Origin of the sequence: Nocardia sp. CY41 (assembly GCF_009829325.1) — a bacterium.
Lineage (GTDB): Bacteria > Actinomycetota > Actinomycetes > Mycobacteriales > Mycobacteriaceae > Nocardia.
In genome coordinates this window covers 118,088-133,354 of record NZ_VUOS01000019.1, presented here as the reverse complement: position 1 = coordinate 133,354, position 15,267 = coordinate 118,088, and the positions used below count along the sequence as shown (strand labels likewise).

General features: G+C 66.5%; 15 protein-coding genes and 1 pseudogene. 10 read left to right on the top strand and 6 right to left on the bottom strand.

Annotation, left to right across the window (positions count from 1 at the left end):
• Positions 1–2: 2 nt before the first annotated feature.
• Positions 3–371 carry an arsenate reductase family protein gene (locus GVY64_RS21325; protein ID WP_159844137.1) on the bottom strand — a complete coding sequence of 123 codons (369 nt, stop codon included), beginning with the start codon at positions 369–371 and terminating at the stop codon, positions 3–5.
• A gap of 102 nt (positions 372–473) precedes the next feature.
• On the opposite strand from GVY64_RS21325, the gene GVY64_RS21320 reads away from it, so the two are divergent.
• Positions 474–977, top strand: a complete 504-nt coding sequence (locus GVY64_RS21320; RefSeq protein WP_159844134.1) for a nitroreductase/quinone reductase family protein — start codon at positions 474–476, stop codon at positions 975–977.
• Positions 978–983: 6 nt separating this feature from the next.
• Here the strand turns inward: GVY64_RS21320 and GVY64_RS21315 are convergent, their stop codons facing one another.
• Positions 984–2,303, bottom strand: a complete 1,320-nt coding sequence (locus GVY64_RS21315; RefSeq protein WP_159844132.1) for an aspartate aminotransferase family protein — start codon at positions 2,301–2,303, stop codon at positions 984–986.
• A gap of 1,735 nt (positions 2,304–4,038) precedes the next feature.
• Between GVY64_RS21315 and GVY64_RS21310 the strand changes: the two genes are divergently transcribed.
• The 3 genes and pseudogenes from GVY64_RS21310 to GVY64_RS21300 all read left to right on the top strand — a co-directional run bounded on the left by GVY64_RS21310 (position 4,039) and on the right by GVY64_RS21300 (position 5,923).
• A complete protein-coding gene (locus tag GVY64_RS21310; protein ID WP_159844130.1) occupies positions 4,039–4,560 on the top strand; it encodes a hypothetical protein in 522 nt (173 codons plus the stop codon).
• Positions 4,561–4,893: 333 nt separating this feature from the next.
• A pseudogene (locus GVY64_RS21305) lies at positions 4,894–5,403 on the top strand (PucR family transcriptional regulator); the annotation flags it as partial.
• Between the two features lie 124 nt (positions 5,404–5,527).
• Positions 5,528–5,923 carry a hypothetical protein gene (locus GVY64_RS21300; RefSeq protein WP_159844127.1) on the top strand — a complete coding sequence of 132 codons (396 nt, stop codon included), beginning with the start codon at positions 5,528–5,530 and terminating at the stop codon, positions 5,921–5,923.
• A 594-nt stretch (positions 5,924–6,517) separates the two neighbouring features.
• Here the strand turns inward: GVY64_RS21300 and GVY64_RS21295 are convergent.
• The 3 genes from GVY64_RS21295 to GVY64_RS37975 all read right to left on the bottom strand — a co-directional run bounded on the left by GVY64_RS21295 (position 6,518) and on the right by GVY64_RS37975 (position 9,074).
• Positions 6,518–7,186 carry a fasciclin domain-containing protein gene (locus tag GVY64_RS21295; RefSeq protein WP_159844357.1) on the bottom strand — a complete coding sequence of 223 codons (669 nt, stop codon included), beginning with the start codon at positions 7,184–7,186 and terminating at the stop codon, positions 6,518–6,520.
• Positions 7,187–8,154: 968 nt separating this feature from the next.
• Entirely contained in the window at positions 8,155–8,559 is a 405-nt protein-coding gene (locus GVY64_RS37980) for a universal stress protein (RefSeq protein WP_236567036.1), read from the bottom strand.
• 8 nt (positions 8,560–8,567) lie between these two features.
• The gene (locus GVY64_RS37975; RefSeq protein WP_236567035.1) at positions 8,568–9,074 is read right to left on the bottom strand and encodes a universal stress protein; all 507 of its coding nucleotides are present in this window, start codon (positions 9,072–9,074) and stop codon (positions 8,568–8,570) included.
• Positions 9,075–9,335: 261 nt separating this feature from the next.
• Between GVY64_RS37975 and GVY64_RS21285 the strand changes: the two genes are divergently transcribed.
• Genes GVY64_RS21285 through GVY64_RS21260 form a run of 6 tightly spaced genes read left to right on the top strand, consistent with a single transcriptional unit; the run spans position 9,336 to position 14,335 of the window.
• Positions 9,336–10,463 carry a 4Fe-4S dicluster domain-containing protein gene (locus GVY64_RS21285; RefSeq protein WP_159844125.1) on the top strand — a complete coding sequence of 376 codons (1,128 nt, stop codon included), beginning with the start codon at positions 9,336–9,338 and terminating at the stop codon, positions 10,461–10,463.
• A complete protein-coding gene (locus GVY64_RS21280) occupies positions 10,450–10,956 on the top strand; it encodes a Crp/Fnr family transcriptional regulator (protein ID WP_159844123.1) in 507 nt (168 codons plus the stop codon). The genes GVY64_RS21285 and GVY64_RS21280 overlap by 14 nt, the downstream gene beginning before the upstream one ends.
• Complete coding sequence (locus GVY64_RS21275) at positions 10,956–11,810, top strand: FAD/NAD(P)-binding protein (RefSeq protein ID WP_159844120.1); 855 nt, start codon at positions 10,956–10,958, stop codon at positions 11,808–11,810. The genes GVY64_RS21280 and GVY64_RS21275 overlap by 1 nt, the downstream gene beginning before the upstream one ends.
• Positions 11,807–12,580, top strand: coding sequence for an oxidoreductase (locus tag GVY64_RS21270; protein ID WP_159844118.1), 774 nt, complete (start codon positions 11,807–11,809; stop codon positions 12,578–12,580). The genes GVY64_RS21275 and GVY64_RS21270 overlap by 4 nt, the downstream gene beginning before the upstream one ends.
• The gene (locus GVY64_RS21265) at positions 12,567–13,856 is read left to right on the top strand and encodes a Ni/Fe hydrogenase subunit alpha (protein WP_159844116.1); all 1,290 of its coding nucleotides are present in this window, start codon (positions 12,567–12,569) and stop codon (positions 13,854–13,856) included. Before GVY64_RS21270 ends, GVY64_RS21265 begins: the two co-directional genes overlap by 14 nt.
• The gene (locus GVY64_RS21260) at positions 13,853–14,335 is read left to right on the top strand and encodes a hydrogenase maturation protease (RefSeq protein ID WP_159844114.1); all 483 of its coding nucleotides are present in this window, start codon (positions 13,853–13,855) and stop codon (positions 14,333–14,335) included. Before GVY64_RS21265 ends, GVY64_RS21260 begins: the two co-directional genes overlap by 4 nt.
• 207 nt (positions 14,336–14,542) lie before the next feature.
• On the opposite strand, the gene GVY64_RS21255 is transcribed toward GVY64_RS21260, so the two are convergent.
• Positions 14,543–15,157 (bottom strand): Rv1733c family protein, encoded by a 615-nt coding sequence (locus GVY64_RS21255; protein ID WP_159844112.1) that lies wholly within the window; start codon positions 15,155–15,157, stop codon positions 14,543–14,545.
• Positions 15,158–15,267: the final 110 nt, after the last annotated feature.

Here is a 15,267-nt window from a genome sequence, read left to right as displayed (position 1 = left end):
GGTCAGAGCAGGTCGCGCAGTGCGGCCTCGTCGCGGGCCACCACTGCTCCGCCGTCGGCGGTGAGCACGATCGGCCGCTGGATCAGCGCCGGATGTTCGACCAGCGCGTCGATCCAGCGGTCCCGGTCCGCGTCGGTCCGCGGCCAGTTCGCCATCCCGAGGTCCTTGGCGACCTGCTCACCGGTGCGGGTGATGTCCCACGGTTCGGCCTCCAGCCGCCGCAGCACCTCCCGCAGCTCGTCGGCCGTCGGCGGCTGGTCCAGATACTTCCGCACGGTGTAGCCGACACCGGCCTCGTTCAGGAACGCCGTGGCGTTGCGGCTCTTGCTGCACCGCGGGTTGTGCCAGATTTCTGTCTGTCCGGAAGTCATGCACGCAGGGTACCGAGGCCGCGCGCCGCGCCCGTCCGGTGCCCGTTGGCGGATCTCGGACGTCGTACCGCACGGCGCGACGTGAACTCCGATACTGGGAGCATGAGTGAGCACGCGTCGTCCGAAAACCCTTACGGCACACCGACCACGTCGGGCCCCGAACCCATCCCGTCGTATCAGGCCGTGATGAACGGAGTCGTGCGCACCCTGCTGCGGGTGCCCGGCCTGTCCGGCGTCGTCGGCAAGCGGCTGATGATCCTGCACGTCGTCGGGCGCAAGTCGGGGAAGGTCTACGACGTACCGCTGGCCTACACCAGGCACGGCGACAATCTGCTGATCGGCACCGCCCTGCGGCCGTGGGTGAAGAATCTGCGGGCGGGCGCTCCCGTGCAGGCGTCCTTCGGCGGCAAGCCACGCACCTTCGACCCCGTCGTCCACACCACCGAGGCCGACGTGCTGCGGCTCTACGAGATCGTCGCGCGGGACAACAAGCAGAACGCGAAGTACAACGGCATCGGCTTCACCGCCGACGGCGCACCCTCGAAGGCCGACATCTACCAGACCTGGCAGCAAGGCGGCGTCGTGGTGGAGCTGACGCCGCACTGAGCGGTGTCAGCTCGTCCTGGCGTAGCCGTCGGCGACGTCGAGCACTTCGTCGACGATTTCCAGACCGGTCCGCAGTTCGTCGGCGGTCGTGGTCAGCGGCGGTGCGATCTGGAAGCGGTTGCCCGCGTTGAACGGCCACAGCCCGCGCGCCTTGGCGGCCGCGGTGACCGCGAGCATCGGTTCGGCGTCCGCGCCCGTCGCCGCGAACGGGATCAGCGGTTCCCTGCTGCGCTGATCCCGGACCAGTTCCAGCGCCCAGAAGAAGCCCATGCCCCGCACCTCGCCGACGCTCGGATGCCGACCGGCCAGCTCGCGCAACCCTTTTCCGAGCACATCGGCGCCCACCGACCGCACGTGATCGAGGATGCCCTCCCGCTCGAACACCGCGATCGACGCGACGCCCGCGGCGCAGGCCAGGGGGTGCCCCGCGTAGGTGAGACCGCCCGGATACGGCACGTGGTCATAGCGCTGGGCGATGCGTTCGGCCATCAGTACGCCGCCGAGCGGGACGTAGCCGGAGTTCACCCCTTTGGCGAAGGTGATGATGTCCGGCTCGACGCCATAGGCCTGCACCGCGAACCATTCGCCCACCCGGCCGAACCCGACCATCACCTCGTCGGCGATGTAGACGATGCCGAACTCGTCGCACAGCGCTCGCACGCCTGCGAGATAGCCGGGCGGCGGGACCAGCACACCATTGGTGCCGACCACGGTCTCGAGGATCAGCCCCGCGATGTGCTGCGGCCCCTCCAGTTCGATCACCTGCCGCAGGTGCGCCAGCGCGGCGGCCGTCTCTTCCTCCGGACCGGCCGTGCCCCACGGCGACCGATACGGGTAGGGCCCGAAGAACCGGACCACGTCGACGTTGGTCGGTTCCGCGCCCCACCGCCGCGGTTCCCCGGTCAGGCCGATCGCGACACCGGTGCCGCCGTGGTAGGAGCGGTAGGCCGCCAGCATTTTCGTGCGCCCGGTGTAACTGCGCGCCAACCGCACCGCGTGCTCCACGGCCTCCGCGCCGCCCGTGGTGAACAGGATGCGATTCAGCTCGCCGGGAGCCCGCTCGACGATCAGCCGCGCCAGTTCGCTGCGCACGTCGTTGCCGACCGTCGGCGAGATGGTCGCCAACCGCTGCGCCTGCGCGACGATCGCGGCGACGATGTCCGGGTGCTGATGGCCGATGTTGACGTTGACCAGCTGGGAGGAGAAGTCGAGGTAGCGCTTGCCCGTGTCGTCCCAGAAGTAGGAGCCGAACGCGCCGGTGATCGGAGCCGGGTTCAACTCGGCCTGCGCGCTCCAGGGGTAGAAGACGTGATCTGACCCGCTCATGGGGCGAATTCCCCCTTCGAACCTGGATAGAACAGCACATAGGCACCCTAGCCCTATCGGGGCGCCTGCGCGGCTGGAGGCGCGGCATATGACGAGAACTGTCCCGCCTGTGATTCCTCAAAGGTCAGGAAGCCTCGGCCACGCCGTCACGCATTCCGGAGCCACGGCGGGAGACATGGTCGAGCTGCCGCTCGCCCCTATGCGCCGCCATCGCCCGAACGCGGCCGGGTACTCGTTGCGTCCGGTCGATACTCATGACCAGATCATGGACCGTGAGCTGGTCGCCTCACGGGGCTGGGAGCCCTCTCGAGGTCCCTGGCTGGCCCGACCGGCCGATCGATGACCCCACTACCACTGATCTCGAACACGGTCGCCGCGCTGCGGTACCTGTATCGCAAGGCCGAGAACGACGGACATATTCCGGACGGTCCAGCCCTGCTCGCAAGCTGATCAGACCCGAAGTCAGCCATCGAGCCGCCGGGCCATCTCGAGTTCGGTTTTGGAAGGTCGATCACGGCGACCAATACAGGCCGGGTCCAACCACCGTCTTCGCTATGCGGAACGCGCGCAGATGATTCCGCTTGCCGTTGCCGTACGCAGCCGACGCCCCCTCGCCACGTTCCGGCGCTGGACGATGGCCATCCTGACCAGCGGCACCGTCCCCCCGCCGACGGTGATCTTGCTACCGGCCATGGTGAGTACGGCCGCGAGATCGACCTTGTTGGCCTTTGGCGAACGTCCTGCCGATCTGGATCCATTGATCGCCTGCCCGTCTGATCACGACGTCCGCGGAAACCCCGGTCCTCGTTGGCGTCCTCGATCTCGAGGCCGACCTTGTCGCGCTCGACATGCACGCCGTGACTGTCGACAGAAACGGTCTGGACGAGTTGGTCCCACTCGCTGCCATCCTCCACGCGTTGCCCTCCACAGTCGCCGATGCCCCCGAATGCGAAGCGTGAACAGAATCCACTGCCGCCGAACGGAACTCGCCCGGAGGACGGGCAGCTGCGCGACCGCCTGACCGTCGTAGGCGGCTCAGGTCCGCTGCGGCACAAACCAGCGAAGGCGATACGAGCCAGACACCCGCCGCATCCGCACAGACCAACGATGCCGCAGACGCTACCGGACGGGCAGACCCACATACGACAGGACCATCCGCGAGTCGCACCACCTACGCCACCGGACAGCAGCCCGCAGGCATCTCAACCTGTGACCAGGTTGCCCGATCGCCGGTTGCTCCCATGCGGGCAAGCGCGGACGACACGTCAGCCCTTCCACAGCCGGGCTTGACGGGCTGGCCACGACCGCGCAAACTGGTTGTCACGTTGGTCCAATCGTCGGTGTATTTCCTTCTCCGACAAAGTGTTTCATTGCATCATGCTACGGCTCCGTCGGCTCTGACGGTGAGACCGAGTGCACCACATCGACACGAGCCTTGTCGCGTGCAGACCTCGGAAGGCAGGCGGCACCACACATGGGGGGAGGACTTTCCTGTGGGCAACGGTGACCAACAGACTCGTCTCGGCACCCGTGATCCGGGCACCAGCGTTCCTCGGCTCACGCAGACGATTTTCTATGGCCCCGATATCCGGTTGTCCTGCGAAGTTGGTGCAGGGCAGGTCAGGGAACGACAGGTTCTCGGGCTCGAGTGCCGGGCGAAGAAGCGATGAGTTGTGGGCCGGAGCCCGGGGGCCAGGGCTCGATCGATCTGGACGCGCTCGCGGCCCATCTGACCGTGCTCGGCGATCCGCCGGTTCTCGATGGGGCAGACGCTGCGCTGCCGGGCCGGTTGCGTGATGCGCTCGCCATGTTTCCGGGGCGCAAACTGGAGGGCATCGCGGGCTCGGGCCGGCCGCAGATCGACCATGGCCGTACCGAACTGACCCTGGCCATCACCTGCACCGAGCTGGCCTGGCCTGCGGAGACCACGGTGGCCACCATCGTGCAGGCCGCGACCGTACGGGTGACCCGCATGGGCGAGGTCACTCTTACGCTCGATGGCCGGTTCGACGGGATCGCGGTGGCAGTCACGCTGAACACGGGCAACGACGGTGAGCTGCAAGCAGCGGTACGGTCACGGGATCCGGGCGCGTTCACGGTGAACACGCTGGTAGGAGCATTGGCCGGGAACGATAGGTGGCGCACGCTCGAGAGCGGCCTGACGGATCTGGGGTTGGATCCGCACTCGGGCAGGTCACCGGTTTCGACTACGGCCTCGACAAAGACCTGTCGGCCGAACCGGCCGGTTATGTGGTGAGGTCCGCGGCGGTCGCCGCTGCGTTCACGCTCGAAGATCTCGCCTTGGATGTCGAATTGTGGCTGCCGGGCCTGTATCTCATCGGTAGTCTGCACGAGCACAAGCCGATCGGTGTCACGCAGTTGCTGAGCTCGTTCGGGCTCCCGGGTATCCATGTGCCGACCGAGCTGACCGTCGCCGAACTGGATTTCGTCACCGACTTCGGCGGCACCTACCGGATCACGGCGACGCTCACCGGCGATTGGTCCATCGGTTATTTCACACTGAAGGACGTGTCGGCTTCGATCGCCTACCACACCGTCGAGAAGTTCGTGGCCCGCTTCTCGGGCACGGCTGCTGTCGATCGACGGCGGCACCCTGCTCATCCCCGCCGATCACATCACCAAGGGCGTCTTGAAAGACCTGATCGGGCATCTGTCGCGGGCGGCCCGCGTGCACATCACCGCCGCAGCGGTCACCGCCACCACCGACGCTGTGCCCACCGCTGCCGATCAAGCCCACGAACTACTCGACATGGTTACCCGGCTGCGGTCGGTGCCGGACCTGTACCACTTCGACGATCTGGCTCTGGAATACCAGCTCACCCGCCCCGGTGCCGCCCGTGAGCATCTCGGATCGCTGCTCGATCCCCTGAACGAGCATCCCGAACTGCTCGATACCTTGCAGGTCCATATCGCGCACAACCTGAACCGCCAGCGCACTGCGCGGCTACTGCACGTACATACCAACACCGTGGACCACCGGCTCAAGCGGATCGGCCAGCTGACCGGATTCGATCCCACCATGGCCAGCGGGCTGTGGCATCTCCGTTCGGCATTGGTTGCCCGCACTTACCGAAGGTAAACACGGCGGAATTACCCCGGTCGATCAGCGTCCACCGTTCCCACCGGAGAACAGCATTCCACGCGCTGGAGAGCGCCGCCGATCGAGGGATTTACGGCCCGGTACGCCTACGCTTCGCAAATGAGTGGATTTTACGTTTTCCACCGGTTTCCGCACCGGAGCGGGTCGATGGAAAATCGCGCAACAGAATCAGCGGAAGGTCGACCCCGATAGCGGTCGAAATATGTCTAGAAAAGTCGACGAGTTGGAAACAGAAATGGATGATATGCGACGAACGGAAGCCGGCGGCCTGCGCGCGACGTGGCGGCCGTTTCAGAACCACCTGATCTCCATCGTCGCAGTCCACGAGACATCCAGTGCCACGCCGATCATATCCTTCGGCCCCGAGGACTTTCCGGACCTCGCACAAGCACGAGAACTCCTTCCGGAAATGGCCACGTTGTGGGACGCAGTACGCCACGACTTCTGGAGCAAACTCATTCCACCGCAACCACGGTGTCGGCAGTTGCGATGGAGGTGATCTCGACACTGCGCCACTGCTGCGTGCACATCGGGCTGCCAACCGACGACCACCGCGGGTAGAAGCTGTCGCCCGTCGAACCCACACCGGCGATCACGAGTCGTGCGGCCCCTGGCGCGGAATGCGTGCGTCTTCGACCCGACGATTGGTCACGAGATCCGGGTTCAGGAGGCCTTCGCGCATCGCGATCGCGACGCATCCGCCTCGGCTGGGTGCCCCGAGTTCAACCACGATGTTCTCGACATCCCCTCCGTTCTCGACTCTCTCGAAGCAGTAATGGGTAGCACGACTGTAGGTAGCGATGGAGACCGCAGCCGGTGACCATGTCACAAATGGGTGGCTTCGAAGCCGTCACACTCGCCTGCCGCATCGATGTGGATGAACTGCGGCGGAACTGTCCCGCCTGTGATTCCCCACAGGTCAGGAAGCCTCGGCCACGCCGTCACGCATTCCGGAGCCACGGCAGGAGACATGGTCGAGCCGCCGTGCCGCTCGCCCCTATGCGCCGCCATTGTGGCCACTAGGCCGGTAGGACCTTTTCAGTGAGAACCCTGGAGCGGAGCGAGCGGTTGATCACAGCCGCGGTCCGCCCGATCACGCGGCAGGTGGCGTCAACACCGTGTCGATCAGATAGACGGTCGCGTTCGCGGTCTGGAGTCCACCGCAGATCACATTGGCATCAGCCACTTTGAGGTCATCGCCGCTGCCGGTCACGGTGACCGTGGAACCCTCGACGGTCTTGTGGTCGCCCGCGATTTCGCCGGGCCCGACCCGTCCTGGCACTACGTGATATGTGAGGAGCTTGGTCAGTGCGGGCGAGTCGGTCTTCAGCGTTTCGATTGTCGCTGGATCTACCTTGGCGAAGGCGGCATCGACCGGGGCGAAGACGGTGAACTGCCCGCCGTCGAGAGTACCGACCAGATTAACTTGCGGGTTGAGCTGACCGGACGCCGCGGCGACGAGCGTGGTGAGCATAGGGTTGTTCGACGCGGCGACCGAGACAGGTTCGGTCGCCATGCCGGTCACCGAGCCCGGCCCGGCTGGCACCTGTTCGGCGTACGCGGCGCAGCCTGGGCCGACGGGAGACGACGCGAGCGTCCCCGTCGACGACGGGGACGCTGTCGCCGCCGTCGATGTCTTGAGAGCCGAACCGGCGGTCGAGGTGGCGGAGGACGTGTCGCTGTCATCGGAACAGGCCGATGTTCCCAGGACAGCGGCGGTGACAGCCGTAGCCAGCAGAAGTGTTCGTTTCACGTTTCGCATATCAGTCGTTCCTTCGTTGAGCTCAGTGGCGCTGGTGCTCGCGCTGGATGTCATCAGCGCGAGCGCCCTCCTCCCGGCAGGCTGGAATGCCCACCGCCGAGTTCGCGCGCCTCGTGCGGGGTAACCGCGAGCGGATGTTCACTTCATGAAGTCTTGCACTGTCGCTCTTTAAATGCATCGTTTATGCGTCGATTGAGCCTGAGATTTTGCTGAGAGTTTGCCCGTCCTCTACTTCGGCCGCCCAGGCGCCCACTGCCAGGTTCGAGTGCTCACAGCGAGGCAGGTCCGGATGCCCCGGTGTTGCCACAAACCGCCGGCTGGAACCAACCCCGCGCCGATGGCGGTCGATGAGCACGCACGGACCACTCGCGCATCCACTCGACGCGAGTACCGCTCAAATCCTCTCTGCCACCATGGTCTTCCGCCCCGCCTGTCTGCCGCGCGACGCACGGGGTCCTGCACATCGAACGCGACACCTGTCCCGCATACCCGAGGAAGGCGAGGTTCATGACGAGGACACGGCGGCCCTGGCCTTCGCATGACGCCGAGGTGGGATCCCACGCCGACAGCCGGTCGCGCCTCGATGCGCAAGGACATGGATTTCGAATGCCGCGGCATTCGAAATCGGATCGCTCACCCGCATCTCGATGCATCGTTCGCGCCTTGATGTTGATACGCGCACCGATCGCCTTGCGGCAGTGATCTGGATACTGACCGTTCCCACCCCTTGTGCGGCCACGGCCTCGCTGCGGATTCAGCTCCGGAGGCAGGCCCCATGGGTCCTGGCACGTCGGCTACGCAGACCCGCGGAGACTGTCTGTGCAACCGACTGCCGCGCCTGAGGATCCGACCTCGCGACATACCGATCGGTCGGTTCCTGTCCCGAACTGGTCTTCGCCGCGCCCCATGGCGGCAGCCACGCCGCCGTCAACCCGTATCAGCGACATAGCAGCCGCCCCCGCTGTCGGTCATCGGGCAGGGTGAACGACCATGACCGGGCAGGAAGCATGTTGCACCAGAGTGTTGGCGGTCGAGCCGAGCAGCATGCCCGCGAATCCGCCGCGTCCGCGACTGCCCACGACCAGCAACTGCGCAATCTTCGACCAGGCCAGCAGGTGGGGTGCCGGCGCGGAAACCTCCGCTTTGCGGGTGATGCGAACGTCCGGGAATTTCTCCTGCCACCCCGCGACGCGTTCGGCGAGAATCGCGCGCTCGACCTTGTCGAGTTCGGTCTCGGCCAGGTTGATGTGACCGGCGAATCGGCCGGAGTCCCAGTCGGTCCAGACATGAACGGCGACGAGTCCGACACCGCGTTCGGCGGCTTCGGTGAAGGCCACCGCGATCGCCATGTCGCTGACTGGGCTGCCGTCCACGCCGACCACTATCGGGCCCGACGCGCGAACCGATCCGCCGGAATCAGGGTCGGTACGCACGACGACCAGGCGCCCTCTGCGTGGGCAGTCACGGCCAGCAGCGTGGAGCCGAGGTGGGTGAACGTCCCGGCGTCTCCGGTCGCCCCTATCACGACCGCGTACGCCTCGGCACTGTGGTCGATCAACAGATGCTTGCAGGTGTCGGTGGTCGCGCGAGCCGAGATACGCAAGTCGGGCGCGACCGAACGGGCCACGCGTTCGGCCCGGGTGACCACGTCTCGTCCTTGTTCGCGGATGGCATCGATCACCGAGGGGATCACAACTTCGTAGTCGCCCAGCATTCCGCCGGTCCCCACCAGCTCCATGCCGTGCAGAATCTCGAGCTCGCGTCCCCGTTCGGCCGCGAACCGCGCAGCCCACCGCACGGCGGTCCACGACCCGTCCGAGCCGTCCACTCCGACGATGACCTTCGCCGTGGCGAGGTGATGCGGGTCATCGAATCGCTTCTCTGTCATGACGGCCTCCCGAGCCTGTGATGGCGTCGCACCCAGCCGGGCACCGATGTCAACGGTATGAGCCGCCACACCGACTCGAATGCGGCTGATCGTCCTCGGCCGGAAGGCCGAAAGACCACATCGGTGCCAGCCCCGCATTCCTGCCGGTATCGATGCCGTCGGCCATCGCGATTCAGGACCTTTGTCCCTCGTGGCGCACCGCGAATACCACCAGAATCGAAAACGGAACGACTACACACGACCGAGTAAAGGCGTTCGGCTATGCCTGAGGACACCGTGGTGATCGATCGCGCTGGTCTGAATCGTCTGGTGGACGTGCTGCACGAGCGGGGATACCGCGTCATCGGCCCGCGGGTGCGCGATGGCGCGATCGTCCTGGACGAGCTGGACTCCGGTCGGCGGCTGCCCGCCGGCTGGGGCGCGGAGACCGCGCCCGGCCGGTATCGGCTGCATCGCCGCGACGACGCGGCGGTGTTCGCACACTCCGCCGGACCGGGATCATGGAAACAGTTCCTGCATCCGCCGCGCCGCAAGATCGGACAGTTCGGGCCGGATCTCGAACTGGAACCCGTCGAAGAAACGCCGGTCCGTTCCGCATTCCTGGGCGTGCGCGGCTGCGACCTCACCTCGATCGCGATCCTCGGAAAAGTACTCGGCGGCGGCGCGCATCCCGACGCATCGTTCACCGCGCGCCGGAAAGAACTCTTCATCGTCGCGGTGAACTGCACAGAGCCCGGGGGCGTGTGCTTCTGCGCGTCGATGGGCACCGGCCCCGGCGTCTCGGCCGGATACGACCTCGCCCTGACCGAGCGCATCGACGCCGAGGGGCACCGATTCCTCGTCGACGTGGGCAGCGCGGACGGCGCCGATATCCTCGCCGAGATCACCACACGTCCGGCCGATACGGAGCAGGTCGCCGCCGCACGGGCCGCCGTGACCGCAGCAGCAGGCCGGATGGGCCGCGAGATGCCCGAGGTCGACATCCGCGCATTGCTGCACGAGTCCCGGGAGTCCCCGCATTGGCAGGACGTCGCCAGCCGCTGCTTCACCTGCGGCAACTGCACGATGGTGTGCCCCACCTGTTTCTGTACGAGCACCGAGGACGTCACCGACCTCACCGGCGACCATGCCGAGCGCTGGGAGCACTGGTCCTCGTGCTTCGAACTGGACTTCTCCTACCTGCACGGCGGCAGCGTGCGGCAGTCCGGCGAAAGCCGCTACCGGCAGTGGATCACCCACAAACTCAGCACCTGGCACGACCAGTTCGACAGCTCCGGGTGCGTCGGCTGCGGCCGATGCATCGCCTGGTGTCCCGCCGAGATCGATCTGACCGCCGAGGTAGCCCGGCTGGCCGAACTCGCCGAGGAAACCGACCATGGCCACCAGTGACGAACTGTCCGCGTTCGGACAGCTGGCGGAACTGAGCGAAGAAGAGTTGCACACGCTGGCCGGCGCCGGGCGTGAGGTGGCCTTTCCCGCCGGGCACCGCGTGATCACCGAGGGCAGGCCCGCCGACCGATGCTGGCTGATCCGCCACGGCCGGGTACTGCTCGACGCGCAGGTTCCGGGGCGCGGAGCCGTCGTGCTCCAGACTCTCGGCGGCGGCGATCTGCTCGGCTGGTCCTGGCTGGTACCGCCCTACCGGTGGCACTTCGGCGCGATGACCGCCGAACCGGTCGAGACCGTCGAATTCGATGCGCGCACCCTGGCCGAACTCGCCGACCAGGACCCGCGATTCGGCCGTGCGCTGGCCATGATGCTGTTCGAGGCGCTGCTGGAACGGCTGCAAGCCACCCGGGCACGGCTGCTCGACCTCTACCGCAACCCCACCGAGACGTGCAACGCCGGTCCATCCCGCTTCGTCGCGGACCGAGGTGGCTGATGAGTGTGGAGACGCGGGCCCGGCCCGTGGCGCACGGCGACACCATGCTGCCCTACCGAGTAGTCGGGCGCAGTGCGCAAACGCCCGACACCGTGACCCTGCGTCTGCAACCGGTACACGATGCGGCGCAACGCTTTCGGGCGGGGCAGTTCATGATGCTCTACAGCTTCGGCGTGGGCGAGATCGCGATCTCGATCAGCGGGAACCCCGCCGACGACAACGGCACCCTCGAACACACCATCCGAGCGGTGGGCGCGGTGAGCGCGGCGTTGCACCGCACCGGCATCGGCGGTCTCATCGGGGTCCGCGGACCGTACGGCACAGGATGGGACCTGGCGTCGGCGATCGGAGGAGACCTCGTCATCGTGGGCGGCGGCGTCGGGCTGGCGCCCCTGCGCTCAGCCGTGCTCACCGCGCTCGCCGCCCGCTCCGACTACCGGCGGATCGTGCTCATCAGCGGCGCCCGCACCCCAGGGGACATGCTGTTCCGCGACGACCAACAGGTGTGGTCGGCGGCCGGTTCGATCGAACTCGAGCAGACCGTAGATCGCCCCGCGCCGGACTGGCGTGGCCGCGTCGGCTTCGTCACCGAGCCACTGGCGCACCTGACCCTGGAACCCGGAAAGACCACCGCTCTGCTCTGCGGCCCGGAGCCGATGATGCGCTTCTGCGCACAGAGCCTGCTGCGCAGGGGAATTCCGGCCACGGACATCCAATTGGCGCTGGAGCGCAACATGCAGTGTGGCGTCGCGCGATGTGGTCATTGCCAACTCGGCCCACTGCTGCTGTGCCGAGACGGACCTGTCGTCGACTACGCGGTGGCCGAACCACTTCTGGCGGTGCGCGAACTATGACGAAGACGCCGACACTCGCGGTGTGGAAGTTCACCTCCTGCGACGGTTGCCAGCTCACCTTGCTCGATTGCGAGGACGAGTTACTCGCCCTCGCAGGACGGGTGCGCATCACCCACTTCGCCGAAGCCTCCAGCGCCATGGATCCCGGCCCCTACGATGTCTCACTGGTCGAGGGCTCGATCACGACCGAAGAAGAACAGCGCCGCATCCTCGACATCCGCGAGCAATCCAGAATTCTTGTAGCGATAGGGGCATGCGCCACGCACGGTGGAATCCAGGCGCTGCGCAATTTCGCCGACGTCGCCGAATTCACCTCGGTGGTGTACGCCGATCCGGAGTACATCGCCACCCTGAGCACCTCCACCCCGATCTCAGCGCACGTCCCGGTGGACTTCGAGTTACGTGGCTGCCCGATCGACCGACGCCAACTGCTCGACACCCTGTGCGCGTTCCTGGCCGGCCGTGCACCCGACATCCCGAACACCAGCGTCTGCACCGAATGCAAACGCCGCGGCACCACCTGTGTGATGGTCGCCGAAGGGATTCCCTGCTTGGGACCGGTCACCCAGGCGGGATGCGGAGCCCTGTGCCCGGCCTACCACCGTGGGTGCTTCGGTTGTTTCGGCCCGATGGCGAATCCCAACGTCCACGCACTGCTGCCCATTCTGCGCGTCAACGGCATGGACACCGGCGACATCGACCGCGTCTTCGCCACCTACGCCGCCGCCGCGCCGGACTTCGCGAACAGGAGCGGCGATGAGTCGGCATAGGCAGCTGAAAGTCGGCTCGCTGGCGCGTGTCGAAGGCGAGGGCGCGCTGCGCGTAGTCGTCACGGACGGGCAGGTCGAAAGCGCCGAGTTGAACATCTACGAGCCCCCACGCTTCTTCGAGGCATTCCTGCGCGGCCGCGCCTACACCGAACCGCCCGACATCACCTCCCGCATCTGCGGGATCTGCCCGGTGGCCTACCAGACCAGTGCCTGTAACGCCATCGAGCAGATCTGCGGCGTTGAGCTGGACCGGCCACTGGCCGAATTGCGCAGGCTGCTGTATTGCGGTGAATGGATTTCCAGTCACTCCCTGCATATTCATCTGCTGCACATGCCCGATTTCCTCGGCTACCCGGACGCGATCACGCTCGCCACCGACCACCGCGAACTCGTCGAGCAAGGGTTGGCGATGAAGAAGGCGGGCAACGCGCTGCTCGAACTCCTCGGCGGCCGGGCCATCCATCCCGTCAATGTCCGGCTCGGCGGCTTCTACTCGGTCCCCGAACCCGCCGATTTCGCTCCTGTGACCGAATTACTCTGCCACGCACGGGACTGCGCGGTGCAGACCGCACGCCGGGCGGCCGCATTCGAATTTCCCGACCTGGAGCTCGAATACGACCTTCTCGCCGCGTCCGAATCGGACCGATACGCCATCGACACCGGCACTGTGCACACCAGCACCGGGCTTCGGCTCTCCGCAGCCGAATTTCCCATTCACGTGCGTGAATATCAGGTACCGCACTCCACTGCCCTGCACGCGATGCTCGACGGCGTACGTTACCTCACCGGGCCACTGGCGCGGTACACGCTGAACTACCCTCAGCTGTCACCGAGCGCGCGGCAGATCGCCGCCGAGATCGGGCTCGGCGCCGAATGCCGTAACCCGTTCCGCAGCATCCTGGTCCGTCTGGTCGAAGTCGTCTACGCCATCGAGGAGGCGCTGAGTATCATCGCCGCCTACGAAAGACCTCGCCGTGCTGCGGTACCCGTAGCGCCTCGCGCCGGGACCGGCCACGGAGTGAGCGAAGCCCCCCGCGGACTGCTCTACCACCGCTACCAGATCGATGATCACGGCATCGTGCGCGCGGCCACGATCATCCCACCGACTTCCCAGAACCAAGCCGTGATGGAGGACGACCTTCGGCGCGTGATCGCGGACAACCTCGACCTCGACGACGCCGCGCTCGCCGCGGTATGCGAGCGCGCGATCCGCAACTACGATCCGTGCATCTCCTGCTCGGCGCACTTCCTGGACATCGACGTGGTGCGCCGATGACCGAACCCTGGGCCGTGGTCATCGGCGTCGGCAACGACTACCGCAGCGACGACGGAATCGGTTGGGCGGTCGCAATCCAGATAGAAAAACTGCACATCCCAGGAGTTCTGGTAACCCTGTCGGACGGTGAACCCACAGGTGTGGCCGACCTCTGGGCCTGCATGGACCTTGCCGTGGTGATCGACGCGGTCCGCCGCGAGCCATTGGTTCCCGGCCGAGTCCGCAGCGGCGACCTCGATCTGCTCCAGCACACCGGCACCGCCGCGTCCTCCCACACTCTGGGGATCCGGGACGCGCTACCGTTGGGCCGCGCGGTCGGCCGTGTCCCCGGCCGGATCGTCGTCATCGCCGTGGACGCGGCATGCCTGGATCTGGGTGTCGGCTTGTCGGAGCCGGTCGCCGCCGCCGTCCCACACGCGGTGGACGCCGTCATCACGGAACTGTGCAGAGCCGAGCCGACCAATCGAGTCCGGAGGTGAAACATGTCAGTGTGTCTCCGGGCACGGATGCGATCACTTCGAGCGCAATGGAATGACCGCTCACCTCGGTGGTGACCGCGGGCTCCTCGCCGGGCGCGGCTGTGCGCGCGACGCGTGCGGCCTCGGTGAGGATGCGTTCGCGTCCCCGCGCATCCACTCCACGTCGGCCTCCCCAGCGAAACTGTGGTTCGCTCCCGTACCAGTACATCATTGCGTGTCCCCTCTTGCCGTACGACACATCTGTCGCCACTCGCGGTCCCATCGCGCGCTACGATGCCGCGCCAGCATCAAGACCGTCCCGTTCACCAGGCACCATCCACACAGCCAGACGCCGACCAGGACGGAAACACCTATCCCGATCCCGGCCACCACCGCGGTGTCCGGGTGGCGTGGTCGCGCGGTGGGCGCGCCGTCGGCGTCGAGCCACAGCTCGACATGATCGCCGAGCTGCGCCTTCTCCCGGACCGGCACGACAGCGTCGCCGGTATGGCCGGACTCTTCCCATCGCACCCGGACTTCGTATCGATGCGCCGCGGTTCGGACGGGCTGGTCGGTGATCACGGCGTGAACCAGGGATCTCGTCGCACTCTCGTAACGGATTTCGGCGGAAGTGCCGGCATACGCGTCCGTAGCGAGGGCACCCGCCACCGGGACCGCGATCAGTACCGCGATCAGTACCGCGATCGTGGCGATCGCGCGGACCGCTGATTCGATGCGGTCGGACGGGCGCATCAGTTGGTTCGCACTGCACGGTTGCAGCGACCACAGGCGGGTCAGCCGAATCCACCATCCGTCCAGCGCAATGACCACGCTTTCAGACATCGCCGCTCACCTCTTCCGACGACCGGTGCCATCAGCTTCGAGGATCGCGCCTGTGACGGATCATCGACAGAGACGAAGGTCATTCACCGGACGGGACATCGGCCCCCCGT